Below are 23,800 nucleotides of genomic sequence, written 5' to 3' on the forward strand. Positions count from 1 at the left end.
GCGGCTCAGAACGCCTGCGGACCCTCGGAGCCCGGCTTCCCCATGCCGGGAGCCGCACCGGGAGAGACGCCGGGAGCCGCACCGGGAGGCACGCCGAGACTCCTGGCCGGCCCCTGACACCCCTGGGCCGCCGCGATCCCCAGCGCCACCAGCAGCGTCACCACGACGAAGACGACGATGCGCTGCCGCAGCAGCCTGGGATTCGCCGGACGCCGCCCGGTCGATGTCGTCCTGACCCCCGGCCTGGTGCCCGGACGCCCGTTCGTACGTGCGCCCGTCCGCCCGTCCGTCCGCCGGTCCGCGCGTCCGTCGGTCCGCCCGTCCGTGCGTCCGTGCGTACGCCCGCCGGAACGCGCCGCATCGCGCGCCGCCGAGGGCCGTGATCCCGAGCGCGGCAACGAGGCGCGCGGAGCCTGCGCACGCGCCCCGGACGTCCCCGCAGTCCGTCCCCGCTGGGTCTCCTCCTCGGCGTACCGCTCCGGAAGCCGCCCCGTGGGCCGGTCCTGATCGGCGCGGGGCGCCGGCGGCCTGGCCTCGCCGAGACCCTGGGCCTCCCGGGCGGCGATCTCCTTGAGCCGCATCGAGAGCTGCAGCGTGCTGGGCCGTTCCTCCGGGTCCTTGGCGAGGCAGGCCCGCACCAACGGCGCGAGAGCGTCGGGCACGCCGTACAGCTGCGGTTCCTCATGCACCACGCGGTACAGCATGACCTCCGAACTGCCCTGCCCGAAGGGGGAGTCGGCGGTCGCGGCGTACGCCAGGGTGGCACCCAGCGCGAACACGTCCGTGGCCGGTGTGACCGTCGCGCCGCGCACCTGCTCGGGCGCGAGGAAACCGGGGGAGCCCACCGCCGTGCCGACATGAGTGAGGGTGCTCGCGCCGGTCGCCCAGGCGATGCCGAAGTCGATGATCCGCGGCCCCTTGGGCGACAGCAGGATGTTCGACGGCTTCAGATCGCGGTGCACGACCCCGGCCTCGTGCACCGCGAGGAGTCCCTCCGACAGCGCCGCACCGATCGAGGCCACCTCGGAGGCCACCAGTGGGCCCTCGTCGACGACCTTGTCGTGCAGTGAGGGGCCCGGCACGTACTGGGTCGCGAACCACGGCCGGTCGGCCTCGAGGTCGGCGGCCACCAGCCGCGCCGTACAGCCGCCGCGGATCCGCCGCGCGGCGGACACCTCGCGTGCGAAGCGCGACCTGAACTCCTGGTCCTCGGCGAGGTCCGGCCGGATCACCTTCAGCGCGACCCGCTGGCCGCGCCGGTCGGAGCCCAGGTAGACGACGCCCATGCCGCCCGCCCCGAGCCGCCGGTGAATCCTGAACGAGCCGACGACACGCGGGTCCTCCCGCCGGAGCCGCATCATCGCCATGTCCGTCCCCTACCTCCGGTGGGGCCTCCCCCACCCCGCTGCTGACCGGTCCGTTCGACGTCGGACAGCTTACGTACCTGCGGCCCGGTGTGCTCATAGGCCGCGCCCTCGCGAATCGATCGATTGTCAGTGCCGAATGGGAAGCTCGGGAAGTGGCCGGAGGACGGCCGGTCCGCCGCCCCCGGCCCGCGCGAGATCTCAAAGGCCCGTCCCTGAAGGGGGATTGGATCAATGAGGAGTGATCGCGTGGAGACAGCAGTCGACGCGGGAGACACGACGGGTACGTACGAAGTGGTGGCCGGCCGGGCAGGCCGACGGGGGGAAACAGCGGTGCACGGGGGAGTGGCCGAAGTGAGTGAAGTCACCCTCCCCCGTGGCCTGAAGGGCATGGAGGCGCCCCCACCGGTTCCGTAGTGTGCACCGCGCGCTCCATGGCGACCAGGGGGCCGGCCCTGATCGAACAGCCGGACCCCGGGGAGGACACCTCCGAACACCAGGAGCGTCCCCCTCCGGGAAGACCCCGGGACGGAGGGCCGTCTCTCCACCCTGGGGAGTACGCCGGGGGACGGTCGCTCATCCTCCGGGAGGCCCGGCAATCGGTACGCGGGCATGACGCCCCGGTCCGGACGCGCCCCTAATGTTGAGGTCAAGCGGCGGGTGGGGCGCTCGTCCCCCGAGGTCAGACACCCGCCGCCGTCCATGCACGACAGGAGAGGGACCATGGCGGACACGGCATCGCGGACGGTGATCCGCACGCAGGGACGCAGGGCATTCGCCTCGTTCGGCGGCCGTTCGTCGGGCACGCGCCACCCCCTGGTGGCGACGGCCATGGTCCTTCCCCTCGCGGCGCTGCTCGTCGTCCTCTTCGGAGGCTGGGAAGCAGTGGTCACACAGGCGTCGTCCGTGGGTGTGATGCTCGGGCGCTGAGCGGCGCCCACGGCCCGGTAGAGCGGACCGGGCCAGGGCATCCGGCCATCTCATAACCCCGTGGGGACGGGGGTGCGGCGGGCGACTGCGTTTGCCCGGACAGCTGGGGAGCTGTCCGGGCAAACGCTTTTTTCTCCACCCCCCAGGCGCGGGACAGGGAAAGAACCGCCCCGCCGGCCCCGCTAGGCTCCCTCGCGGCACCGACACACAGCACAGCACCGGGGGAGACCGTGACCGCATCCGTCGCGCGAGCGCTGAGCGCCGTCGCGCACGACGCCGCACCCCAGCCCGAGCCCCGGCTCCACCTCCAACCCCGGCTCCCGCGCACCCGCAGCGCCTCGGCCGCCCCCTGCCCCTGCGCCCACCCCGACGTCCTGGCGGACCGTCCGGACGGCACGGTCGTACGCCACGGCGACGTCGTCGCCAAGTCCCACGCCCCCGGCACCGACACCGCCGCCCTCACCGCACGCATCGCCGCCGCCGCGGACCCCCTCCTCACCGGCGTCCTCCTGCCACCCCTGCCTGTACCGGCGGCGGAAAGCACCTTCACCACCCTGCTGCACGGCCGGCCCCTGAGCCTGTGGCCGTACGGAGCCCCCGTCGACCCCGAAGCGCCCGACGCCGCCCCCTGGGAGGACGCCGCGACCCTCCTCGCCCGGCTGCACGCGGTCAGACCCGGCGCACTCCGACTCCCCACGCCGCTCCCGCCCATGCGCGGCCCCGCGAAAGCCGCCCGTGCCATCGCGCGCATGCGGGCCGCGGGCCCGCACCCCGCCGAGGCCCCCGTGCTCCGCGCCTGGGCCGGGCTCCCGGCCTGGGCCCGCGACGAAGCCCCGCCGCCGCACGGGCGCGCGGCCTTCTGCCACGGCGACCTCCACCTCGGCCAGCTCGTCCGCCACCCCGCACCCGACGGCCCCTGGCTGCTGATCGACGTGGACGACATGGGCACCGGCGATCCCGCCTGGGACCTGGCCCGCCCCGCCGCCTGGTACGCCGCGGGCCTGCTCGCGCCGGACATCTGGGACCGCTTCCTCGGCGCGTACCGGGCCGCGGGCGGTACGGCCGTGCGTCCGGACGGCGACCCCTGGCCCCAACTCGACGTACCCGCCCGCGCCCTGACGGCCCAGACCGCCGCTCTCGCCCTCGCCAAGTCCGCCGCCGAGAACCGGCCGCTGGACGAGGTGGAGGAGATGATGATCGAATCCTGTGCCCGAATTGCGGCCCTACCGCCCGAGTTGGTGTCCGAAGCCACGACGTAGGGTGAACGCACCGTCGCCGGGTACGTGTTCCGGCGATGCCGAACCGACGGCGAGGAGTTGAGTCGACCATGCAGTGCCCCAAGTGCCACGCGCCCATGCACACGTACAACCGCAACGGTGTCCAGATCGAGCAGTGCAGCGGTTGCCGCGGGATATTTCTCGACTACGGCGAGCTGGAGTCGCTGACCCGCCTCGAATCGCAGTGGACGCAGCAGGCGCCGCCCCCGCCGCCGGCCCCGCAGGGCTACCCCGCCGCCCCCGCGCCCGCCTGGGGCGCCCCGCAGCACGGCCACCACGGCGGTCACCACGGCGGCCACCACCGCCAGAAGGGCTTCGGCCGGATGCTCTTCTCGTCCTGACCGGGGTACGAAGAAGCCCCCGGCCGTTTCCCGGATGCTGTTGGTAAAGCCGGGGGCCTGCGTGACGACGGCCTGTGCGACCCCGTTGGGGTTGTGCAGGCCGTCGTCACGTTTCTGGGGTGGGTTCGTGTCATTGCGTGGGGTGGAGCTGGCGGAGATCCCGGAGGAGACCGTGCGGGTGGCTCGTGCGGTGTTCCCGACGGGCTGTCTGGTGATGCGGGTGCGGGACACGCTGGGTCCGGTCTTCGCCGATGCCGATTTTGAGGGGCTGTTCCCGGTGCGTGGGCGGCCGGTGGTGTCGCCCGCCCGGCTGGCGCTGGTGTCGGTGTTGCAGTTCGCTGAGGGGCTTACCGACCGGCAGGCCGCGCACGCGGTCCGTTCGCGTCTGGACTGGAAGTACGCCCTGTCGCTTGAGCTGACCGATACCGGCTTCGACTTCTCCGTGCTCAGCGAGTTCCGTGCCCGGCTGGCCGCGGACGATGCGGGCAGGGGCGTGTTCGATGCGGTACTGACCGCCGCCGGGGAAGTCGGGCTGGTCAAGTCGGGCAGACGGCAGCGCACGGACGCCACCCATGTGCTGGCCGCGACGAGCGACCTGAACCGGCTGGAGTTCGTGGTCGAGACGCTGCGCACGGCACTGAACCAGGTCGCCGAAGCAGCCGGCGACTGGCTCTTGGGGGTGGCGGCACCGGAGTGGTTCGACCGGTACTCCGCGCGGCCGGAGGACACCCGTTTCCCGTCCCGGTGGGCCGCGCGGATCGAGCACGGCGATCAGTGCGGGGCCGACGGCATGGTGCTGCTTCAGGCCCTCTGGTCGGCGTCGGCACCGCCCGGCCTTCGGCATCTGCCCGCGGTGGAGTTCCTGCGGCGGACGTGGGTGCAGCAGTTCCAGCACGTCGAGGGTGTGCTGCGCTGGCGGGAGCCGAAGAACACCCCGCCCGGTCTGATCCGCTTACGCACCCCGCACGAGATTGAGGCGCGGACCGGTGCGAAGCGGGACCTGGGCTGGTCCGGTTACAAGGTCCACCTCAGCGAGACCTGCGAGCCTGACGCCCCGCACCTGATCACGCACGTCCACACCACTGCGGCACCGGTCACCGACATGGCCGTCCTGGAAGACATCCACACCGCTCTGGCCGAGCGTGGCCTCCTGCCGGACGAGCACCTGGTCGACGCCGGCTACGTCGACGCTGAACAGATCCATCATGCGCAGCGTGATCACCGCGTCAGCCTGACAGGCCCGCTCGCGCGGGACACCAACAGGCAAAAGGCCCAGGCAACAGGATTCGATAACACCCGCTTCAGCGTCGACTGGGAGAACAGACAGGTCGTATGCCCAACGGGGCGCACCACCACGAGCTGGCGGGAGACGACCAGCCACCGAGGAACACCGGTGGTTCGGGCGAAGTTCCCAGCACGTGACTGCACGTCCTGTCCGGCCCGCCAGGAGTGCACGACCTCACCAAAAGGCCGCTACATCACCCTGCGGCCCCGGCCCGAACACGAGATTCTGCAGCAGATCCGGCCTGAGCAGGACAGCGATCAGTGGCGGAAGCGCTACGGACACCGCGCCGGCGTCGAGGGCACCATCTCCCAGGCCGTTCAGGCTTTCGGCCTGCGCAGATCCCGCTACCGCGGCCTCGCCAAAACCCGGCTGCAACACCACCTCACCGGCGCCGCCATCAACCTTGCCCGCATCGATGCCTGGCTCACCGGCAGACCCCTCGCCCGCACCCGGACCTCACCCTTCGCAGCACTCCGCCCCGCTGGATCAGATCCAGCGGGGCGGAATTAACCAACAGCGTCCGTTTCCCGGCCGGGGGCTTCTTGCTGGTGGTGCGCGATACTGGGATTGAACCAGTGACCTCTTCCGTGTCAGGGAAGCGCTCTCCCGCTGAGCTAATCGCGCGGGATGTTCTCTTGGTCCTGCCTCACTGCGAACTGCGTGCGCGATACTGGGATTGAACCAGTGACCTCTTCCGTGTCAGGGAAGCGCTCTCCCGCTGAGCTAATCGCGCGGGACGGACCATCCGGTCGCGTACGACCGTGGATCCAGTGGACGATACTGGGATTGAACCAGTGACCTCTTCCGTGTCAGGGAAGCGCTCTCCCGCTGAGCTAATCGTCCTTGGAGGTGGAGACGGGATTTGAACCCGTGTAGACGGCTTTGCAGGCCGTTGCCTCGCCTCTCGGCCACTCCACCAGGAGTGCATACAGGGGGTCGGGAAGATCCCCCACACCGAGCGGACGACGAGATTCGAACTCGCGACCCTCACCTTGGCAAGGTGATGCTCTACCAACTGAGCCACGTCCGCTTGTCTTGCCGGGGCGTTTCCGTGTCCCGGCGACGTGGTGAACTCTAGCGGATTCCGGGGCCAGTACAAAAACGCGTTTGCGCAGCGTGCTGCGCTGCCTCCGCTCCGGCGCAGGTCATCGCGGCCCGCTCTAGACTCGGGGCCGTGCACGACCTTCCCCCTCTGGCCCGCTTCGGCGGCCTCGTCGCCTCCGACCTGCGCGATGTGACCAGCGATCCCGCCGCGCTCGACTCCACCGGTTTCTGGGCCGTCACCGCGGACTTCGAGGGCCGTCTCGTCTGCGCCCGCTTCGGTGACGTACGCGCGGAGCCGGTCCCCGCTCCCGTGCCCGGCGCCTGGCGCGGTCCCGTCGCCGGTGACTGGACGTCGTCGATGGACCGCGCCGCGTACACGGAGGGCGTACGCCGCATCCGTGAGCACATCGCGGCGGGCGAGGTCTACCAGGCCAACCTCTGCCGCGTCCTGACCGCGCCGCTGCCCGGTCCGGCCGGCGCCGACGTCGACGCGCTCACCGCCCTGCTGGCCCGCGGCAACCCGGCGCCCTACGCGGGAACGATCCGCCTGCCCGCGCACGGCGTCGAGATAGCCACCGCGTCCCCCGAGCTCTACCTGCGGCGGGACGGGCGGACCGTCGAGTCCGGGCCGATCAAGGGCACCGGGCGGACGGTGGACGATCTCCTGGAGAAGGACCACGCCGAGAACGTGATGATCGTGGACCTGGTCCGCAACGACCTGGGGCGGGTCGCCGTCGCCGGTTCCGTGACCGTCCCGGAGCTGTGCGTGGTCGAACCGCACCCCGGCCTCGTCCACCTGGTCTCCACCGTCCGTGCCGAGCTCGCGCCCGACGCCGGCTGGGCCGCGCTGCTCGCCGCGACGTTCCCGCCGGGCTCGGTGACGGGGGCCCCCAAGTCCAGCGCCCTCTCGATCATCGAGGCGCTGGAGACCGCGCCGCGCGGCCCGTACTGCGGAGGGATCGGCTGGGTCGACGCCGACCGCTCCACCGGCGAGCTGGCCGTCGGCATACGCACCTTCTGGATCGACCGCACCACCCCCGGCGGCCCGGTCCTCAGGTTCGGTACGGGCGCGGGCATCACCTGGGGCTCCGACCCCGAGCGCGAGTGGGAGGAGACCGAGCTGAAGGCATCCCGGCTGCTCGCGGTAGCGTCGGGCACATACCAGGAGACGGGAAGGACCGCTTCATGAAGCTTTGGGTCGACGGCGGGCTGCGGGACGCGGCCACCGCCAGGGTGTCCGTACTCGATCACGGGCTGACCGCGGGCGACGGGATCTTCGAGACGGTGAAGGCGACCGGGGGGCGGCCCTTCGCCCTCACCCGGCACCTGGACCGGCTGGCTCGTTCCGCTCGTGGTCTGGGGCTGCCCGAGCCCGACCTCGACGAGGTGCGCCGCGCCTGCGCCGCCGTCCTGGACGCCAACCCCATGGAGCGCGGCCGGCTGCGGATCACCTGCACCGGCGGCCTCTCGCCGCTCGGCTCCGAGCGCGGCGACACCGGCCCCACCCTGATCGTCGCCCTCGGGGAGGCCGGCCGCCGCCCCGACAGCACCGCGGTGGTCACCGTCCCCTGGACGCGCAACGAACGCGGCGCTCTCACCGGGCTCAAGACCACGTCGTACGCCGAGAACGTCGTCGCGCTCGCCCGCGCCCGTGAACAGGGCGCGACCGAGGCGCTGTTCGCGAACACCGTCGGGCAGCTCTGCGAGGGCACGGGTTCCAACGTCTTCGTCGTCCTCGACGGGCAACTGCTCACCCCGCCCGTCTCCTCCGGCTGCCTCGCCGGGATCACGCGCGCCCTGGCCGTCGAATGGACGGGCGCCCAGGAGGCCGACCTGCCGCTGGACGTACTGGAGCGGGCCGACGAGGTCTTCCTGACCTCCACGCTGCGCGACGTGCAGGCGGTGCACCGCGTCGACGGGCGCCAACTGCCGGGCGCTCCGGGCCCCGTGACCGCCAAGGCCATGCGCGTCTTCGACGAGCGGGCCGCCTCGGACCTGGACCCGTAAAGCACCGGGAATTCGGATGACGGGGGGCCGTCCGGTGGGTACAACCCCCCTGATGACCACAACCCTGCGGCCCACCGCGCCGCTCCAGCAAGGCGCCGACGGCGCCACATCGCGTACCTACGCGGTGTGCGTGAACAGCCGGTCCGTCGGTACGGTCGAACTCTCCACGGACCCCCGCACGGGGACGGGCGCCGGCCGTATCGCCGGACTGCGCATCGACGAGGCCGACCGGCGCCGGGGGAGGGCGACGGTCGCCGCGCTCGCGGCCGAGGAGGTGCTGCGCGGCTGGGGGTGCGGCCGCGTGGAGATCTCCGTCCCGGCCGGGGCGGAGCCCGCGCGGCGCATGGCGGCCGCCCTCGGCTACACGGAACGCAACCGCATCATGAGCAAACCCCTGCCCGCGCGGGCCCCCGTACTGCCCGAGGGTGTCGCGGGCAGGCCGATGAGCGGAAGCGAGTTCGAGACCTGGCTGGCCCACACCAAGGCGGGTTACGCGCGGTCCCTGACCCTGCGCGGCTTCTCCGAGGAGGCGGCGCGGGCCAAGACCGAGGCCGACCACGCGGCCGCTCTCGCCGGCGGAGTCGCCACCCCGGACACGTACCTGGGCGTCCTGGCCCGGGGCGGCGCGGTGGTGGGCACGCTCTGGCTGGCGCTGCGCCACCCCCACCCCGGCCAGAGCGGTGCGTACGTCTTCGACGTCGAGGTGGCGCGGGAGCACCGGGGGCAGGGGCTCGGCCGTGCGCTGCTGCTGCTCGCCGAGCGCGAGGCACTGGCGGCGGGGACCGGGCGCATCGGGCTCAACGTCTTCACGGACAACACGCCGGCCCTGCGGCTGTACGAATCACTCGGCTACGAGCCGGTGACGTACCACCTCTACAAGCAGCTGCTCTGAGGTCCGGGGCGGCTGCGCGGCGGTTCCCGGCGGCGGTTCAGGCGAGCAGCCGGTCGACGATCTCCTCGATGCGCCCGCGCAGCCCCTCCTGGCTCTTGCCGCCGTCCAGCCGCTCGCCGTCGATGACGTAGGTCGGCGTGCCCGTGACGCCGATGGCCCTGCCCTCGGCCTGGTCGGCGTCGACGATCAGGAGGTGCCGGCCGTCGATCAGGGCGGTGTCGAACTCCTCGGCGTCCAGCCCCAGTTCACCGGCGAGCTCCAGCAGGAACGGCTCGCCCTTCGCCGCCAGCTCCCCGGTGCGGGCGAGGACCGCCTCCACGTACGGCCAGCCCTTGCCCTGGTCGACCGCCTCCTCGGCGGCCTGCGCGGCGGCGTAGGCGTGCTTGTGCTTGTCGAGGGGGAAGTGGCGCAGGCGTACGTCGAGCCGGTCGCCGTAGCGCTCGCGCAGGGCGCGCACGTCGTCCAGCGCGGCACGGCAGTCGGGGCACTGGAGCTCGCACCAGAGGTCGAGGACGACAGGGCGGACGGGAGAGGAGTCGGTCATGGGGCCAGTCTTCCAGCCCGCCGGAGGGGTCCCCAACCGGGACCTGCGGAGGAGGCCGCCCCGGAGATGTCCCTGAGGTCGTACGGGGGCGTGGCCCGGGCGGGCTCCCCCGGTGCAGGATGGAGGGGAACGCAATCCCTGGGGCTGGAGGACCGGATGCTGGCAGAGACGATCTGTTCCGCGGCGTCCGCGGCCGGTCTGGGCATCGCCGCGATCGCCGCGTACCGCAAGCGATTCCTGGCCGCGACGCGCATCGCCGCCTACGCGCTGGTACCGGTCGGTCTGGTGCTGACCGGCGTCGTCGAGTGGGTTTCGGGCATCGCCTTCAAACCGGAGGTGTGGGTGGGCTTCGGTCTGCTCGGCCTGTCCTGGCTGCTCTTCATGACGACCAGGGCGGTGGAGCGCCGTACCGGCGGCACCCGCAGGGAGCGCAGGGCCGCGCGGGCGGCGCAGCGCGAGGAGGCCGCTCCGCGGGCGTCCGCGCCGCCGCTCGGCGCGGCGAGTCCGGCGGCCGCGCAGCCGACGGGGCCCCGGGCCGAGGCCCGGCCGGAGGCCGGCGGGGCGGGGGAGGACTTCAGCGACATCGAAGCCATTCTGAAGAAGCACGGCATCTGAACGGCTCGAAGGGGCCGGACGGCCCGGACGGCCGCGAGCGGGTCGCCCGGCAGGATCTCCGAAAACCTGGCAACTCGAACGCCGAAGTGATCAACGAAAGATCACGAACGGCCAAGATCCGACGAACTCCCGGCGCAGGTGGGTGTGTTGGTCATCGGGGGTGGCCGCGCTGCGTCATCATCGCCCGGAGATGCTGGACACCTCCCGGGGCGAAGCCCCCGCACCCACCGAAGAACCGCGCGGCTGCCTCTTCGCGCTTTCCCAGCCACCCCTGATGATCTTCCTCGGGGTGATCGGCTTCCTGCTGCTGATGGCCGCGATGCACGATCTCTTCCTGCTGTGATGCCTCAGCTCGCGGCTTCCTTGCGCCGCGCCCGGTACGCCGCCACATGGAGCCGGTTTCCGCAGGTGCGGCTGTCGCAGTAGCGGCGGGACCGGTTGCGCGAGAGGTCGACGAAGGCCCGGCGGCAGTCCGGGGCCTCGCAGCGGCGCAGCCGCTCGTGCTCGCCGGAGACCACGATGAAGGCCAGCGCCATCCCGCAGTCCGCCGCGAGATGGTCCGCGACCGAGGCGCCGGGCGCGAAGTAGTGCACGTGCCAGCCGAAGCCGTCGTGGTCGGTCAGCCGCGGTGTGGTGCCGGCCGCCGCCACCAGCTGGTTGATCAGCTCCGCACAGGTGCCGGGGCCGGGCGCCGCGAACGCGTCCGCGAAGCGTGCCCGCACGTCCCGTACGGCCCTGAGGTCGGTCCCGTCGAGTTCACCCACGTCGCTGATGTGATGGAGGCGCACAAACGCGTACAGCGCCTCGATGTCCGCGAGCCGGTCGCTCTGGTCGCTCTCCGGCGCCGTGTTCACCAGATCGACGACGACGTCGAGGGCGCGTCTGGTGTCGTGGGGGATCAGCACGATTCGCTCCCTGGCCTGCCGCGGGCGGGCGCCCGCCGATGCTGGCCGACTTTAGCGGCTCGCGCGCACGGCGCACCGGCGCCGTCTCCGCGGTGGATCCCGCGGCGACGGCGCCGACGTGTGCTGTATGCGGTTGTCCGCCCCGCGCCGTCGCCCCGAGTCGGACGGCGTCGAGCGGCTCTCGGCCTGGCTCAGTTCTCCGCCAGGATGTGTGAGAGTTCCGTGTCGAGATCGAAGTGACGGTGCTCGGTGCCCGGTGGTACCGCGGCGTCCGTCCGCTTCAGGAACGACTCCAGGGCCCGCGCCGGGGCTTCGAGCAGGGCTTCTCCTTCCGGGGAGCTCAGGGCGATGCAGACGACTCCCTGGCCGTGGCTGCGGGACGGCCAGACTCTGACGTCGCCGGTACCGGTGGGCCGGTGAAGGCCCTCGGCGAGAAGATCGCGGGCGAACACCCACTCGACGGTCTCCTCGGCTCCGGTGTGGAAGGTGGCATGCACGGCGTAGGGATCGGCCGTGTCATACCGCAGGCCCGCGGGTACAGGCAGTGATGACTCGCTCGACACTACGAGGCGCAGGTGCAGCTCGCAGCTGACCGTGGTGTTCATAAGCGCCAGGGCCTTTCGCTCAGTGTGCGCTCGGGGATTCGCACGTCGGCGAAATCGACATGCCACCTACGGTGCCGTTGTAAACCCCTCTGACCTTTTTGCGGCGCTTCGGATAGCTCGTACGGCCGAGAGGTACTTGATGCGATACGAGCATTACGGTCGCGGGGTCAGGTCGGGTAGGTTGGGCCTCATGAACGCGGAGAGTAACGAGCGGGAAGAAGTCGTCGACCCGGCGGCCGCAGTGCCCGCCGCGGGGGGCGCGGGCGAGGACGAGCGGGAGCTGGGTTCGCGGGCGCCGCAGTTCATCAAGGCGTCGAAACCGCTGCATCTGAGCTGGCAGGTCGGGGTATTCGTCATCGGCCTGGCGGTCGTGGTCACCGGCGTGATCATGTTGCCGCTGCCGGGGCCCGGCTGGCTGGTGATCTTCGGCGGCATGGCGATCTGGGCGACCGAGTTCGTGTGGGCGCAGCTGGTGCTGCGCTGGACGAAACGGAAAGTCACCGAAGCGGCGCAGAAGGCGCTCGACCCCAGGGTCCGGCGGCGGAACATGATCCTCACCACGGCCGGCCTGGTGATCATCGCGGTGCTGGTCGGGATCTACGTCCGGGAGTTCGGTCTCGAGATGCCGTGGAACATCGAGGAGTGACCGGTGCGGGATGGCCGGCAATCGGTTCGGGATCCCCGCTGACATGGGGTAATGTGTGCGGAGCGCCGGGGCGATTAGCTCAGTGGGAGAGCGCTTCGTTCACACCGAAGAGGTCACTGGTTCGAACCCAGTATCGCCCACCCGGACCGAAGGCCCGAGAGACGGAAGTCTCTCGGGCCTTCGCCGTTTCCCGGCCCCGGACGGCCCCCGGACGGGCCCTCCGGACGTCCCGGCCTCAGCGCATCCGGCCCAGGGTCTCCCGCAGCCGGCGGGCGTCGCGCAGACGCTGCTCGTACGTCGCCCCGACGGTCAGCAGCAGCAGGCCCGCGAGGGCCGGCGGCAGCCAGCGGGGGAGTGCGCCGACGACCTGGGCGACGTACGGCGCGAGCTCGTGCAGCGCGTCCAGGGCGAGTACGACGGAGCCCAGCACCAGCAGCGCCTGGAGCCGGCGCCCGGCGCCCGTCAGGGTCACGGCCAGGGCCGCCGCCCCGAGAAGGAGCGGGCGCAGCCAGTGCTCGTCGCCCCAGGCCGCGACCAGGCTCGGCAGGAGGGTCGCGGCGAGCCCCGGGCCGTACGCCGTCCAGGACGAGGCCCGCGGGTCGCGCCGTCGGCGCAGCGCACCGACGGCGAGCGCCGCGACGGTGACGGGCAGCGTGTACGCCTCGGGCACGGCGACGTCCGAGGCGGCGAGGCGGACCCAGCCGGCCAGCACGAAGAGCACGAGGGCCGCGTACCCGACGGGGCGCCGGTCCGCCCGTACGGCCGTGCCCGCGGCGATGACCCCGCACAGCGCCAGGACCGACGCGAGGGCGGGGGCGTGGCCCGCGGCGAGGCCGGCCGCGAGCAGCGCCGCCGCGGCGCCCGTGACCTCCAGGGGGAGGGCGGTGGCGTGGCCGCGCACCCGGGCGGCGAGCGCGGCGGTGGCCGCGGGCACGGTGAGGACCGCCCATGCGGCCTGGTGGGGCGCGAGCGAGAGCGCGGCGGCGGTGGCGCCGGTGAGCCCCGTCGCGTACACGACGGCCGCGGCGGCGCAGACGGCCGGCGTGACGGCTCCCCCGGAGGGCGCGGCGGTCACGGCGGCCGCGCCGAACAGCGCCGCCAGGACGCCGAGCACGGTGAGCGTGGCGGTCTGCGCGGCCAGCGACAGCAGCGACACGGAGAGCGCCGACGCGAGGGCGCAGGCGAGCGCCGTGAGCGCGAGGGGCGCGCGGAGGGCGTGGGGTGCCGTGGCGGCCTTGGCGAGGACCGGGCGTACCGCCAGGGCCAGGGACCCCGCGGTCAGGAACAGGTGCAGCGTTACGGCCGCGGGGTAGCCGAAGTCCCGTACGGCCGGGACGGTGTGCGCCGCCGCCCATGCCAGGACCAGGGCCGCGCACGCCGCCGGGGCGCGCCAGGTGTGGCCGGGCGCGGCCGGCCGGCGTGCCGCGGCCGCGGCGGCGGCGACCGAGACCGCGGCCACGGTCAGCAGGACCAGCGGGGCCGCGGCCGTCCACGGCCGGGAGAGCCCGGAGAGGAGCGCCTCGCGGACACCGGCCGGGGCACCGGACCAGACGCGCTCCGCCTGCGCGGCGGGGCCGAGCAGACCGATGGCGACCGGAGGCAGCGCCCACAGGGCGCCCGCCGCCAGCACCGCACCGGACGCACCGGCCAGGCCGGCCGTCACGGGACGCGGCAGGCCCGCCCGTACGACGGCCAGCAGGGCCACCGCGCACAGCACGTACACGGGCACCGCCCACGTGTCCGTCACCGCGGGGCGTGCCACCCCGCCGCCGGCCGCCAGCGCCGCGAGGCCGGCCGCCGCCGAGGGCGCCACGGCATGCGGTGCCGGGGCGCGCCGGGCGGCGGACAGGGCGAGGGCGGCAACCGCCACCAGCAGCACGCCCGGCCGCAGCGCGTCCGCCGGGCCGCCCGCCGCCAACGACAGGACACCGCCGCCGAGCAGCGCCCCCGCGCCCGTCAGCCAGGCACCGGCGTACGCGAGCGGACGCACCGCGCGGCCGGTGCCCCACAGGGCCACGGCGACATCGAGCGCGGCCGTGGCCGACAGCGCCCAGGCGAACGACAGCGGGCCCGGCCCGGCCGCCAATGACCAGAGGAGGAAGGGGAACTGAGCGGTGATCAGCGCGGCGGGCAGCGGGACCCGCAGCCGGCCGAGCCCCAGACCGTACGCCGCCCAGAGCGCCGCCAGCGCGGCCGAACCGATCGCGGCGTACCCGAGCGGGTCCGTCCCGGGCAGCGCCACGCGGTGCAGGGCGTACGCGTCGAGCACGGTGAGGGCCAGCCCCAGCGCCGCCACCGACTCGGCGGTCGAGACGAGGCCGCGGCGCAGCAGCAGGACCGGCGCGACCAGCGCCAGGGCCGTCACCGCGCCCAGCACCGCCGAGCGGCCGCCGATGCCCAGATGCCCCCAGCTCACCAGCGTGAAGGCGATCGCGGCGACCGTCAGCAGAACACCGCCGAGCGCCAGCAGCACGTTCTGCGCACCGCGCGGCGAGGCGTCCTGCGGCGCACGCGGCACCTGACCGGCGCCGAAGGCCCCGGCGTACGGCGAGAAGGGGCCGTGCGGAGCGGCGGGCGGGGCCTGCCGCACGGCACTGAGCAACCACGCCCTGCGGGTCAGCAACTGGGCCCGCCGGGCTTCGAGCAGGCCCAGTTCGTGGTCGAGGACCGCCAGCTCTTCCGCGGGCGGCAATGCGTTCTCCATGGTTGAGGAGTGTGGCGCGGGACACACTGCGGGGCATGGGTCCGGATACTCAGATCCCCGGTGAGTACGTGCAGGAACACGCAGACTGGGCGGATGGACTGGTGCCGTTACCGCTTTCGCAGTGTCTGGGATCTGCCCGCCCCGCCCAGCAGGGTCTACGGCGTGCTGGAACGGGTCGACGAGTACCCCCGGTGGTGGCCGCAGGTGCGGCAGGTCACCCGCCTCGACGACCGGACCGGCGTCGCCCGGTTCCGTTCCTTCCTGCCGTACGAACTGGTCGTCACCGCTCAGGAGAGGCGGCGCGCCCCGGAGGCCGGCGTCCTGGAGATGGCCATGACCGGAGACCTCGAAGGCTGGGCGCGCTGGACCGTACAGCCGCGCGGCGGCGGCGCGCGCGTCCTCTACGAGCAGGAAGTGGAGGTGCGCAAGGCGCTGATGCGCCGGTTCGCCGTACCCGGACGGCCCGTCCTCATCGCCAACCACGCGCTGATGATGCGGGGCGGGCGGCGCGGGCTCTCGGCCGCCCTCGCGGTTTGAACCGACCCCCCGGGGGCCTGTATGGTTCAGTGCGTTCCCGGGCGATTAGCTCAGTGGGAGAGCGCTTCGTTCACACCGAAGAGGTCACTGGTTCGAAACCAGTATCGCCCACCCGGGAAGGCCGGTCCGTCACAGACGGACCGGCTTTTTCCATAGCGCCTCACACCGCCCGCTCAGGCGGCCGCCGCCGGCACCTCGGGGCGCAGCGGCCACGCCGGATTCACCTCTTCCTCCGAGCCGTTGCGCGCGAACCACGCCTGCAGGCCGCGTGCCTGCGCCGCGTGCCACACCGCCTGGAGGGTGTGCAGTTCGGCCGGCGAGAGCCGCTCCAGGCGCGAGGCGAAACGGCGGCCCAGGGTGCGTACGACCTCCAGCGAGGCCGTCGCGTCGGCGACCGCGTCATGAGCGCCGTCCAGCTCCACCTCGTACTGCGCACACAGATCGGTGAGCGTACGGCGGCCCTTGCGGTAGCGGTCCAGGTGCTTGTCCAGTACGCGCGGATCCAGCACGCACAGCGGACGGCTGTCCAGGTAGCGCCCCAGCGACGACGCCCGGTGGCGCCTCAGCTCGCGGTCCAGCAGGGTCAGGTCGAAAGGCGCGTTCATCACCACCAGCGGCCGGCGGGCGATGCTCTGCTCGGCGAGCCCTCTGGCTATCTCCTCCACGACCGGCGCGGGCCAGCGGCCGTTGCGCTGCAGGTGATCGTCCGTCAGCCCGTGGATCTCCGTCGCCCCCGGGGGCACCGGGACCCCCGGATTCACCAGCCAGCGCGTCGCCCGCACCCGCCCGCCCGGCGCGTCCTGCACGACCAGCGCGGCGGAGACGATGCGGTCCTCCTCGACATCCACCCCCGTCGTCTCGGTGTCGAAAGCGGCCAGGGGTCCTTCGTACCAGCACGTCATGTCCGAACTCCTCTTGCTCCCTTGGCAGATGGCGCGCGTCCCCTGCCCGAAGCGGTGATACCCGGGTCGTTTGTCCGGTACGCCGTTTGAGGGGGATGCGCAGCGGAGACAACACAAGTGACGGAGCGTGAAGTCCACGGGCCGTCACGGGGAAACTGATCGGCACAGCCCGGGAGGCACCGTCAGCCATGGCGCTCACGCAGCCCGAACCGGGCGGGCTGCTGCCCGAGCGGATCGCACCGCTGCGCGGCGGACTCGCCACCACCGCCTGCATGGAGACTCTTCAGGTGGGCTATCTGCACGCGGTCGCGGCGGCCGCGGGATGTTCTCTCTCGCAACCGTTTCCGGACAACGGCATCGACTGGCACGTGAGCCACAGCGCTCCCGGGCACACCGTCGATGACGAAGTCACCGTCAAGGTCCAGCTCAAATGCACCTACCAGATCCCGCCGCACCCGGCGGGGGGAGCCTTCTCCTTCACGCTCGACAACGCCCATCTGGAGAAGCTCGCCCGCACCCCGGTGTCGGTGCACAAGATCCTCGTCGTGATGCTCGTACCGCGGACCCGGGACGACTGGCTGCGCGCCGGCCACGACGGCCTCGACCTGCGGCACTGCTGCTACTGGACCAACCTGGCCGGACACCCGGTGACGGGCAGGCGCAGGACCACTGTGCGGATCCCGACCTCGCGGATATTCGACGACCGAGCACTCTGCGAGATCATGACCCGGGTCGGGGTGGGAGGGAGACCCTGATGCACCACCGGCCGATCGACGAACCCCTGCGACCGCACCCGGGCACGGAGTCCGACAGCGGCTTCGCCACGGGCCCCGGCATCTGGGACGCCGGAGCGGGCCCCGATCCCGCCCACGTCGACCCCGCCGTGCTCGGTGTGCTGCTCGCCCGGCACGGCTGGCGGCGGCGCGGGGGAGCGGCGGGCCGCTACGCCCGCTGGACGCCGCCCGGGCCGTCCGGCGGCGGGACGAGCCTGCTCGTGCCCGAGAGCCGGGCCTTCCCCGACAGCGACGACCTGCTCGGCGAGGCGCTGACCGCGCTCGTCCGCTGCGCCGCGCCCTCCGCCCGCGAGGTGCTGGTCTCCCTCACCGTCCCCAGCGACGAGATCCGCTGGTGGCGCGACGTACCGGAAGGCCCCTCGGGGGCCGTCCCGTGGACCGCGCAGGAACGGCTGCGCTCGGCCGCGCGCCAGACGCTGCTCGCCGCGGCGCTGGCCGCGCGCGGGCGCGCCGGGTACTACGGCGCGCGGCACCGGCGACAGGCGCGGGCGTCCCTGGAGGGCGTCCTGGTGGGACCCGCGCCGGGCGGGCGCGCCCTCACCGCGTTCGTACCGGTGGCGGCGGGGCGCGGTGTCGCCGTACGGCTGCACCACGCCCTGCACGCCGCCCGCGAGGCCGTCGACTACCAGCGGGCGACCGGCGGCATGGACGCCTTCGACACGGCGGTCGAGGCCGGTGTGAGCCGCGAACTCACGGACGCCGTGATCGCGCTGGTCCACGGCTCGGAGGGCGCGCGCATAGCCCTGGAGTGGTCACCCGCCGCCGGGGTGCCCGCAGGGTGCGCGGCCCGCCCCGAAGCGGTGGAGTTCTCGCCGGGCGACCTGCCGGCGCTGCGCGCGGCGGGCGCGCGCTACCTGCTCGACGAGCCCTCCGTGAGGGTACGGATCACGGGCGCGGTGGTACGGATGCGACGGCCGGGGCCGCGCGGGGCCGGCACGGTGCGGCTGCGCGTCCTGGCGGGCGCGGAGGTGCCGCACGTACGGATGGTGCTCGACGAGGAGGCGTACCGGATCGCGGGCCACGCCCACCTGGTCGGGCTGCCGATCAGGGTCCACGGGCAGCTGGAGAGCCGGGGCGGCTTCCGGCGGCTCACCGGGGCGAACGGCGTGGTGCCCGTGCAGGTGGACGACGCGGAACGGGACCGGCTGATGAAGTCGCTCCAGGAGAACCTGGACTTTTTCGAGGAGGCGTGCGGCGGGGATTAACCGTTTCGCGAGGGGGCCGTCCGGCTCGGTACAGTTAGTTACTACGTGCGCAACAACTTACGCGCGACCCCCTCAGACAGGAGTGACCGGTGTCGGACGTCCGTGTGTTCATCCAACGCGATTCCGAGCGGGAAGAGCGCGTGGTGACCACGGGCACCACGGCGGCCGAGCTCTTCCCCGGCGAGCGCACCGTCGTCGCCGCGCGCGTGGGCGGCGAGCTGAAGGACCTGGCGTACGTCGTCGCGGACGGCGAGGAGGTCGAGCCGGTCGAGATCTCCTCCGAGGACGGCCTGAACATCCTGCGCCACTCCACCGCGCACGTCATGGCGCAGGCCGTGCAGGAGCTGTTCCCCGAGGCGAAGCTCGGCATCGGTCCGCCGGTCAAGGACGGCTTCTACTACGACTTCGACGTCGAGCGGCCGTTCACCCCCGAGGACCTCAAGGCCATCGAGAAGAAGATGCAGGAGATCCAGAAGCGCGGGCAGCGCTTCTCGCGCCGCGTCGTCACCGACGAGGCCGCGCGCGAGGAGCTGGCGGACGAGCCGTACAAGCTGGAACTCATCGGCATCAAGGGCTCCGCGTCGACCGACGACGGTGCGAACGTCGAGGTGGGCGGCGGCGAGCTGACCATCTACGACAACCTGGACGCCAAGACCGGCGACCTGTGCTGGAAGGACCTCTGCCGGGGTCCGCACCTGCCGACCACCCGGAACATCCCCGCCTTCAAGCTCATGCGCAACGCCGCCGCCTACTGGCGCGGCAGCGAGAAGAACCCGATGCTCCAGCGCATCTACGGCACCGCGTGGCCGTCGAAGGACGAGCTGAAGGCGCACCTGGAGTTCCTCGCCGAGGCCGAGAAGCGCGACCACCGCAAGCTCGGCTCCGAGCTGGACCTCTTCTCGATCCCGGAGCAGATCGGCTCCGGCCTCGCGGTCTTCCACCCCAAGGGCGGCATCATCCGCCGGGTCATGGAGGACTACTCGCGCCGCCGGCACGAGGAGGAGGGGTACGAGTTCGTCTACACCCCGCACGCGACCAAGGGGAAGCTCTTCGAGACCTCGGGCCACCTGGACTGGTACGCCGACGGCATGTACCCGCCCATGCAGCTCGACGAGGGCACGGACTACTACCTCAAGCCCATGAACTGCCCGATGCACAACCTGATCTTCGACGCGCGGGGCCGGTCCTACCGTGAACTGCCGCTGCGCCTCTTCGAGTTCGGGACCGTGTACCGGTACGAGAAGTCCGGCGTGGTGCACGGCCTGACCCGCGCCCGCGGCTTCACCCAGGACGACGCGCACATCTACTGCACCAAGGAGCAGATGGCGGAGGAGCTCGACCGTACGCTCACCTTCGTCCTCGGCCTGCTGCGCGACTACGGCCTGACCGACTTCTACCTGGAGCTGTCCACCAAGGACCCGGAGAAGTTCGTCGGCTCGGACGAGATCTGGGAAGAGGCCACCGAGACCCTGCGCCAGGTCGCCGAGAAGCAGGGCCTGCCGCTGGTCCCGGACCCGGGCGGCGCCGCCTTCTACGGTCCGAAGATCTCCGTCCAGTGCAAGGACGCCATCGGCCGCACCTGGCAGATGTCGACCGTGCAGCTCGACTTCAACCTGCCCGAGCGCTTCAACCTGGAGTACACCGGCCCCGACGGCGGCAAGCAGCGCCCGGTGATGATCCACCGTGCCCTGTTCGGCTCCATCGAGCGCTTCTTCGCGGTGCTCCTGGAGCACTACGCGGGCGCGTTCCCGGCGTGGCTGGCTCCGGTGCAGGCGGTCGGCATCCCGATCGGCGACGCGCACATTCCGTACCTTCAGGAATTCGCCGCCGAGGCCAGGAAGAAGGGCCTGCGGGTCGAGGTGGACGCCTCCTCGGACCGTATGCAGAAGAAGATCAGGAACCAGCAGAAGCAGAAGGTCCCGTTCATGATCATCGTCGGCGACGAGGACATGAGCGCGGGCACGGTGTCGTTCCGCTACCGCGACGGGTCGCAGGAGAACGGCATCCCGCGCGACCAGGCGCTGGCGAAGCTCGCCGACGTGGTGGAGCGGCGCGTGCAGGTGTGATGCGTTCCCCGCGCGAGCGGGGTCCGAGGGCCCGCGGCGGGCACTAACCCGCCGCGGGCCCTGCTGCGTCCTCGTCGTTCTCGTCCTCCCGGCGGAACGCCTGGACCAGCCAGGACGAGAACGAGCCCGTCACCGCCCCGAGCAGTGCCAGGCCGCCCGCCATCAGGCCGACCGCGATGGTCCGCCCGCCCCAGGTCACCGGCGCCACATCGCCGTACCCGACCGTCGTCAGCGTCGAGCAGACCCACCACACGGCGTCTCCGAAGGTACGGATCGTGGCGCCGGGAGCCGCGTGTTCCTGCTGGTAGACGGCGAGCGCGCCGGCGAAGCCCAGCAGCACCGAGGTCAGACCCGCGTACGTGATCACGCGCGCGTGCAGGCTCAGCCGCGGCTGGTCGCGCCTGCTCTGCATTGCCGTGTAGACCCGCACCATGCGCAGCGGGCGCAGCAGCGGCATCAGCAGGACGAGGGTGTCCAGCCAGTGCGTACGGACGAAACCCAGCCACCGTCCCGTCAGCCGCCACCGCACCAGGTAGTCGGCGGCGAACAGGCTCCACAGGACCACGATCACCACCAGACACGCGTTCCGCCAGCCCGCGGGCAGGCCGTGGACCAGCACCCGGACCGCGTACACGGCGAGGAAGAGCAGGGAGGCGGCGAAGAGCGGGATCTCGCTGCGCCGCTCCCAGCGCCGTACCGGACCGTCCTGATCGGCGTGCATCGCCCCAGCATGGCCGGAAGGCCACCGGGCTTGCCCCGACGACACGTCCGGCGGGCACCAAGTCATATGCTGCACTCCATGACGATTGAGCCGGAGCAGCAGATCGGAGTCGGGACGCCGGACGCGTTCCAGCGCCTGTGGACGCCTCACCGGATGGCGTACATCCAGGGGGAGAACAAGCCGACCGGTCCGGGGGCCGAGGACGGCTGCCCGTTCTGCTCGATCCCGGCGAAGTCCGACGAGGACGGGCTGGTCGTCGCGCGCGGTGAGCACGTGTACGCGGTGCTCAACCTGTACCCCTACACGGGCGGACACCTGATGGTCGTCCCGTTCCGGCACGTCGCCGACTACACGGACCTGGACGACGCCGAGACCGCCGAACTCGCCCTGCTCACCAAGCAGGCCATGTCGGCGCTGCGCACGGCCTCCGGGGCGCAGGGCTTCAACATCGGGATGAACCAGGGCGCGGTCGCCGGGGCCGGCATCGCGGCGCACCTGCACCAGCACGTGGTGCCGCGCTGGGGCGGCGACACGAACTTCATGCCGGTCGTCGGGCACACGAAGGTACTGCCGCAGCTGTTGGGGGACACCCGCACGCTGCTGGCCGGCGCCTGGCCCGCCGCCTGACCCCCGGGCGCCCCCGAGCCTTGCGCGTCGTACGTTACGCGTCGTAGACGTCGGCCTTCCTCGGCGCCGGGTCCTGGACCAGGCCGCTGAGGATCAGGGAGCGGTTGCTGAAGCGGTCGGTGTCCACGCCGTGGTCGTCGAGCACGCGGATGGCCGCGGCGTGGACCACGCGCAGTACGGGCGTGGCCGCGCGCATCGCGTCGTCGGCCATGAAGCGGTGCCGCCAGGGCTTCTCGGCCCAGGCGTGCCGCAGCCCGAAGGGCTCGGGGAGCGCGATCTTGCCGCCGAAGAAGTCGAGGAGCGACGGGAACCAGGTGAGGGGGGCGCGGACGGCCAGGCGTACCACTTCGTCGGCGTCGACGAGCGGCTGGTGCTTGTCGACGGTCTCCCAGAACCTGACCGTCTTGCTGACCGTCACCGTCTTGGGCTTGGGCTTGGTGGTGAAGAGCGAGTGGACCGGGCCCAGGGCGTGGCCCGTGACCTCGATGCGCAGCGTCTCGTGCAGCACGGTGACGGTGATCAGCATGGTGATGACCAGCTGGCCGTCCCAGAGGGTGAACTGCACACCCAGGTAGTGCCGGTTCCCGGCGCCGAACTGCTGCTCGTTGCAGATCCGCTGTATTTCGTGGCCCTTGATCTGGAAGGCGTCCACGCTCTCGCCGCCGGGCCTGGACACCTCGTCCGCGTTCTCGCCGATCGGCGCGACGATCCAGTGGCGCACGGAGGGGGTCGGGAAGCCGCCGGTGTGGAGCGGGCCGCGCTCCAGCATGCGGAGCTGGTCGTGGATGGCGCGTACGACGTCCCAGCTGCGGAATCCGTGGATCTCCTTGCCGGGGTCCCGCGGGACGAGCTCTTCGGCGAGCTGCCAGCTGCCCCAGCGGGTCCCCATGCCCAGTATCCCCTTGGGGCCCGCGTAGAAGACCGAGTTGCTGTGCTGCTCGGCGGTGAGCTTGACGAGGGACTGGCGCAGTTGCTCGGCGGCGGACTCGTTGGGGTCGCGCGGTACGGCCTCGGGGATCTTCGCCCCCACGCCGCCGCCCGACAGCAGGCCCTCCCAGCGGGCCCGCAGGTCCTTGGCCGTGGACTCGCTGATCCGCTTGGCCCACAGCCAGCCGATGACCGGGGCGACGAGCATCACCCGCAGGTAGACCGCCCAGAATCCGCCGAAGGGCAGCATGACGAGGGCGATCACGGCGAGCCCGCCGAAGGCGACCAGGGCGGCGGTGGCGAGGGCGCCGGCCCGCTTGTCCTTGGAGCCGGCGATCGTACGGCGCAGCTGGAAGACGCCCAGCCAGATGAGCATGCCGGGCAGGAAGACCAGGCCGAAGAGCGCCATGACGCCGGTGAGCTTGGTGTCCCGCTCCTTGCGGATGCGGGTCGCGGCGAGGCAGTGCTCGACGACGGTCTGCGGCTCGGTGCCGAAGGACTGGATGAGCGCCTTGCGGGCCCCGCCGAGCATGCGTACCTGCACGGCGCGCGAGAAGGCCTCACCCAGGTTCGGTTCGAAGAGGGAGAGTCTGCCCTTCTTGACCTCGGACTTGTGCCATTCGTTGTTGGCCTTGAGGATCTCGGTCACCGGACTGTCGCGGTACGCCGCCGAGGCGAGGGCCTGGGTCGCGGCGGTCTGGCCCGCGGAGCCCTGGAGCGGGACCTGTGCCCCCGGTGAGAAGTCGAACCCGTCATCCGCCACTGCTGCCCCCATCGCCGCGCGCAACCGGTCCTGCGGCCTGTCCTCGACCGCCGTGCCCGGCACTCCTTCTGAGCCGGCCCCCAGCGTACCCAGCGTGTC

At 72.3% G+C, this 23,800-nt stretch carries 23 protein-coding genes, 7 tRNA genes and 1 pseudogene; 18 read left to right on the forward strand and 13 right to left on the reverse strand.

The annotated features are described in order from the left end of the window. Positions 1–5 precede the first annotated feature (5 nt). Positions 6–1,367, reverse strand: a complete 1,362-nt coding sequence (locus ABD374_RS18110; RefSeq protein ID WP_344496437.1) for a serine/threonine protein kinase — start codon at positions 1,365–1,367, stop codon at positions 6–8. A 231-nt stretch (positions 1,368–1,598) separates the two neighbouring features. Between ABD374_RS18110 and ABD374_RS18115 the strand changes: the two are divergent. From ABD374_RS18115 to ABD374_RS18135, 5 genes and pseudogenes are all read left to right on the forward strand, one after another. Next, positions 1,599–1,889, forward strand: a pseudogene (locus tag ABD374_RS18115) (hypothetical protein); the annotation flags it as partial. Positions 1,890–2,087: 198 nt separating this feature from the next. Next, the gene (locus tag ABD374_RS18120) at positions 2,088–2,294 is read left to right on the forward strand and encodes a hypothetical protein (protein ID WP_344496439.1); all 207 of its coding nucleotides are present in this window, start codon (positions 2,088–2,090) and stop codon (positions 2,292–2,294) included. Positions 2,295–2,524: 230 nt separating this feature from the next. Further along, on the forward strand, positions 2,525–3,553 hold the full coding sequence (locus ABD374_RS18125; RefSeq protein WP_344496441.1) for a phosphotransferase: 1,029 nt from the start codon (positions 2,525–2,527) through the stop codon (positions 3,551–3,553). Positions 3,554–3,621: 68 nt separating this feature from the next. Continuing rightward, the gene (locus ABD374_RS18130) at positions 3,622–3,912 is read left to right on the forward strand and encodes a TFIIB-type zinc ribbon-containing protein (protein WP_344496443.1); all 291 of its coding nucleotides are present in this window, start codon (positions 3,622–3,624) and stop codon (positions 3,910–3,912) included. 127 nt (positions 3,913–4,039) lie between these two features. Beyond that, positions 4,040–5,707: an IS1182 family transposase gene (locus tag ABD374_RS18135; protein WP_425577263.1), complete on the forward strand. Its 1,668-nt coding sequence runs from the start codon at positions 4,040–4,042 to the stop codon at positions 5,705–5,707. Positions 5,708–5,746: 39 nt separating this feature from the next. Here the strand turns inward: ABD374_RS18135 and ABD374_RS18140 are convergent. From ABD374_RS18140 to ABD374_RS18160, 5 genes are all read right to left on the reverse strand, one after another. Continuing rightward, positions 5,747–5,821, reverse strand: a tRNA-Val gene (locus tag ABD374_RS18140). Positions 5,822–5,858: 37 nt separating this feature from the next. Further along, positions 5,859–5,930, reverse strand: a tRNA-Val gene (locus ABD374_RS18145). A gap of 38 nt (positions 5,931–5,968) precedes the next feature. Then, positions 5,969–6,040: transfer RNA gene (locus ABD374_RS18150), tRNA-Val, on the reverse strand. A gap of 1 nt (position 6,041) precedes the next feature. After that, positions 6,042–6,115, reverse strand: a tRNA-Cys gene (locus ABD374_RS18155). A gap of 39 nt (positions 6,116–6,154) precedes the next feature. Further along, positions 6,155–6,227, reverse strand: a tRNA-Gly gene (locus ABD374_RS18160). Positions 6,228–6,371: 144 nt separating this feature from the next. Here ABD374_RS18160 and ABD374_RS18165 point away from each other — a divergent pair. The 3 genes from ABD374_RS18165 to ABD374_RS18175 are packed head-to-tail and all read left to right on the forward strand — an operon-like array spanning position 6,372 to position 9,140. Then, positions 6,372–7,430 (forward strand): chorismate-binding protein, encoded by a 1,059-nt coding sequence (locus tag ABD374_RS18165; protein WP_344496447.1) that lies wholly within the window; start codon positions 6,372–6,374, stop codon positions 7,428–7,430. Next, on the forward strand, positions 7,427–8,248 hold the full coding sequence (locus tag ABD374_RS18170) for an aminotransferase class IV (protein ID WP_344496449.1): 822 nt from the start codon (positions 7,427–7,429) through the stop codon (positions 8,246–8,248). Before ABD374_RS18165 ends, ABD374_RS18170 begins: the two co-directional genes overlap by 4 nt. Before the next feature lie 52 nt (positions 8,249–8,300). Further along, positions 8,301–9,140, forward strand: coding sequence for a GNAT family N-acetyltransferase (locus tag ABD374_RS18175; protein WP_344496451.1), 840 nt, complete (start codon positions 8,301–8,303; stop codon positions 9,138–9,140). 37 nt (positions 9,141–9,177) lie between these two features. Here ABD374_RS18175 and ABD374_RS18180 read toward each other — a convergent pair whose 3' ends face one another. Then, positions 9,178–9,684 carry a DsbA family protein gene (locus ABD374_RS18180; protein WP_344496453.1) on the reverse strand — a complete coding sequence of 169 codons (507 nt, stop codon included), beginning with the start codon at positions 9,682–9,684 and terminating at the stop codon, positions 9,178–9,180. A gap of 156 nt (positions 9,685–9,840) precedes the next feature. Here ABD374_RS18180 and ABD374_RS18185 point away from each other — a divergent pair, with 156 nt between their 5' ends. Beyond that, a complete protein-coding gene (locus ABD374_RS18185; RefSeq protein WP_344496455.1) occupies positions 9,841–10,299 on the forward strand; it encodes a hypothetical protein in 459 nt (152 codons plus the stop codon). A 190-nt stretch (positions 10,300–10,489) separates the two neighbouring features. After that, positions 10,490–10,642, forward strand: a complete 153-nt coding sequence (locus ABD374_RS18190; RefSeq protein ID WP_167368049.1) for a hypothetical protein — start codon at positions 10,490–10,492, stop codon at positions 10,640–10,642. A 4-nt stretch (positions 10,643–10,646) separates the two neighbouring features. Here ABD374_RS18190 and ABD374_RS18195 read toward each other — a convergent pair whose 3' ends face one another. Continuing rightward, on the reverse strand, positions 10,647–11,204 hold the full coding sequence (locus tag ABD374_RS18195; RefSeq protein WP_344496457.1) for a CGNR zinc finger domain-containing protein: 558 nt from the start codon (positions 11,202–11,204) through the stop codon (positions 10,647–10,649). Positions 11,205–11,395: 191 nt separating this feature from the next. Then, the gene (locus tag ABD374_RS18200) at positions 11,396–11,809 is read right to left on the reverse strand and encodes an SsgA family sporulation/cell division regulator (protein WP_003987206.1); all 414 of its coding nucleotides are present in this window, start codon (positions 11,807–11,809) and stop codon (positions 11,396–11,398) included. 190 nt (positions 11,810–11,999) lie between these two features. Between ABD374_RS18200 and ABD374_RS18205 the strand changes: the two genes are divergently transcribed. Both ABD374_RS18205 and ABD374_RS18210 read left to right on the forward strand, forming a co-directional pair. Beyond that, entirely contained in the window at positions 12,000–12,455 is a 456-nt protein-coding gene (locus ABD374_RS18205; protein ID WP_344496459.1) for a TIGR02611 family protein, read from the forward strand. A 68-nt stretch (positions 12,456–12,523) separates the two neighbouring features. Further along, positions 12,524–12,595 (forward strand) — tRNA-Val (locus ABD374_RS18210). A gap of 95 nt (positions 12,596–12,690) precedes the next feature. Here ABD374_RS18210 and ABD374_RS18215 read toward each other — a convergent pair. Continuing rightward, positions 12,691–15,159, reverse strand: a complete 2,469-nt coding sequence (locus ABD374_RS18215) for an SCO7613 C-terminal domain-containing membrane protein (protein WP_344496461.1) — start codon at positions 15,157–15,159, stop codon at positions 12,691–12,693. A 93-nt stretch (positions 15,160–15,252) separates the two neighbouring features. On the opposite strand from ABD374_RS18215, the gene ABD374_RS18220 reads away from it, so the two are divergent. Continuing rightward, positions 15,253–15,696 (forward strand): SRPBCC family protein, encoded by a 444-nt coding sequence (locus tag ABD374_RS18220; protein WP_344496463.1) that lies wholly within the window; start codon positions 15,253–15,255, stop codon positions 15,694–15,696. 39 nt (positions 15,697–15,735) lie between these two features. Continuing rightward, a tRNA-Val gene (locus ABD374_RS18225) sits at positions 15,736–15,807 on the forward strand. A 62-nt stretch (positions 15,808–15,869) separates the two neighbouring features. Here the strand turns inward: ABD374_RS18225 and ABD374_RS18230 are convergent. Beyond that, entirely contained in the window at positions 15,870–16,598 is a 729-nt protein-coding gene (locus ABD374_RS18230) for a 3'-5' exonuclease (RefSeq protein WP_344496465.1), read from the reverse strand. A gap of 188 nt (positions 16,599–16,786) precedes the next feature. On the opposite strand from ABD374_RS18230, the gene ABD374_RS18235 reads away from it, so the two are divergent. The 3 genes from ABD374_RS18235 to thrS all read left to right on the forward strand — a co-directional run bounded on the left by ABD374_RS18235 (position 16,787) and on the right by thrS (position 20,663). After that, positions 16,787–17,353: a DUF4365 domain-containing protein gene (locus ABD374_RS18235; RefSeq protein ID WP_344496467.1), complete on the forward strand. Its 567-nt coding sequence runs from the start codon at positions 16,787–16,789 to the stop codon at positions 17,351–17,353. After that, a complete protein-coding gene (locus ABD374_RS18240) occupies positions 17,353–18,597 on the forward strand; it encodes a hypothetical protein (protein WP_344496469.1) in 1,245 nt (414 codons plus the stop codon). Before ABD374_RS18235 ends, ABD374_RS18240 begins: the two co-directional genes overlap by 1 nt. Before the next feature lie 89 nt (positions 18,598–18,686). After that, positions 18,687–20,663, forward strand: a complete 1,977-nt coding sequence (thrS, locus tag ABD374_RS18245; RefSeq protein WP_344496471.1) for a threonine--tRNA ligase — start codon at positions 18,687–18,689, stop codon at positions 20,661–20,663. A gap of 43 nt (positions 20,664–20,706) precedes the next feature. On the opposite strand, the gene ABD374_RS18250 is transcribed toward thrS, so the two are convergent. Next, positions 20,707–21,384 (reverse strand): potassium channel family protein, encoded by a 678-nt coding sequence (locus tag ABD374_RS18250; protein ID WP_344496473.1) that lies wholly within the window; start codon positions 21,382–21,384, stop codon positions 20,707–20,709. A gap of 66 nt (positions 21,385–21,450) precedes the next feature. Between ABD374_RS18250 and ABD374_RS18255 the strand changes: the two genes are divergently transcribed. Then, positions 21,451–22,011: an HIT family protein gene (locus ABD374_RS18255; protein WP_344496475.1), complete on the forward strand. Its 561-nt coding sequence runs from the start codon at positions 21,451–21,453 to the stop codon at positions 22,009–22,011. A gap of 34 nt (positions 22,012–22,045) precedes the next feature. Here ABD374_RS18255 and ABD374_RS18260 read toward each other — a convergent pair whose 3' ends face one another. Then, a complete protein-coding gene (locus tag ABD374_RS18260; RefSeq protein ID WP_344496550.1) occupies positions 22,046–23,713 on the reverse strand; it encodes a hypothetical protein in 1,668 nt (555 codons plus the stop codon). Positions 23,714–23,800 lie beyond the last annotated feature (87 nt).

Source organism: Streptomyces enissocaesilis, from assembly GCF_039533765.1.
GTDB classification, from domain to species: Bacteria; Actinomycetota; Actinomycetes; order Streptomycetales; family Streptomycetaceae; genus Streptomyces; species Streptomyces enissocaesilis.

What these genes read in the sequence shown, in the direction of transcription:
- ABD374_RS18110 (WP_344496437.1), bottom strand. Translation starts at nt 1,367, where the DNA reads ATGGCGATGATGCGGCTCCGGCGGGAGGACCCGCGTGTCGTCGGCTCG.
- ABD374_RS18120 (WP_344496439.1), top strand. Translation starts at nt 2,088, where the DNA reads ATGGCGGACACGGCATCGCGGACGGTGATCCGCACGCAGGGACGCAGG.
- ABD374_RS18130 (WP_344496443.1), top strand. Translation starts at nt 3,622, where the DNA reads ATGCAGTGCCCCAAGTGCCACGCGCCCATGCACACGTACAACCGCAAC.
- ABD374_RS18170 (WP_344496449.1), top strand. Translation starts at nt 7,427, where the DNA reads ATGAAGCTTTGGGTCGACGGCGGGCTGCGGGACGCGGCCACCGCCAGG.
- ABD374_RS18175 (WP_344496451.1), top strand. Translation starts at nt 8,301, where the DNA reads ATGACCACAACCCTGCGGCCCACCGCGCCGCTCCAGCAAGGCGCCGAC.
- ABD374_RS18180 (WP_344496453.1), bottom strand. Translation starts at nt 9,684, where the DNA reads ATGACCGACTCCTCTCCCGTCCGCCCTGTCGTCCTCGACCTCTGGTGC.
- ABD374_RS18185 (WP_344496455.1), top strand. Translation starts at nt 9,841, where the DNA reads ATGCTGGCAGAGACGATCTGTTCCGCGGCGTCCGCGGCCGGTCTGGGC.
- ABD374_RS18190 (WP_167368049.1), top strand. Translation starts at nt 10,490, where the DNA reads ATGCTGGACACCTCCCGGGGCGAAGCCCCCGCACCCACCGAAGAACCG.
- ABD374_RS18200 (WP_003987206.1), bottom strand. Translation starts at nt 11,809, where the DNA reads ATGAACACCACGGTCAGCTGCGAGCTGCACCTGCGCCTCGTAGTGTCG.
- ABD374_RS18205 (WP_344496459.1), top strand. Translation starts at nt 12,000, where the DNA reads ATGAACGCGGAGAGTAACGAGCGGGAAGAAGTCGTCGACCCGGCGGCC.
- ABD374_RS18215 (WP_344496461.1), bottom strand. Translation starts at nt 15,159, where the DNA reads ATGGAGAACGCATTGCCGCCCGCGGAAGAGCTGGCGGTCCTCGACCAC.
- ABD374_RS18220 (WP_344496463.1), top strand. Translation starts at nt 15,253, where the DNA reads ATGGACTGGTGCCGTTACCGCTTTCGCAGTGTCTGGGATCTGCCCGCC.
- ABD374_RS18230 (WP_344496465.1), bottom strand. Translation starts at nt 16,598, where the DNA reads ATGACGTGCTGGTACGAAGGACCCCTGGCCGCTTTCGACACCGAGACG.
- ABD374_RS18235 (WP_344496467.1), top strand. Translation starts at nt 16,787, where the DNA reads ATGGCGCTCACGCAGCCCGAACCGGGCGGGCTGCTGCCCGAGCGGATC.
- ABD374_RS18240 (WP_344496469.1), top strand. Translation starts at nt 17,353, where the DNA reads ATGCACCACCGGCCGATCGACGAACCCCTGCGACCGCACCCGGGCACG.
- ABD374_RS18250 (WP_344496473.1), bottom strand. Translation starts at nt 21,384, where the DNA reads ATGCACGCCGATCAGGACGGTCCGGTACGGCGCTGGGAGCGGCGCAGC.
- ABD374_RS18255 (WP_344496475.1), top strand. Translation starts at nt 21,451, where the DNA reads ATGCTGCACTCCATGACGATTGAGCCGGAGCAGCAGATCGGAGTCGGG.
- ABD374_RS18260 (WP_344496550.1), bottom strand. Translation starts at nt 23,713, where the DNA reads ATGGGGGCAGCAGTGGCGGATGACGGGTTCGACTTCTCACCGGGGGCA.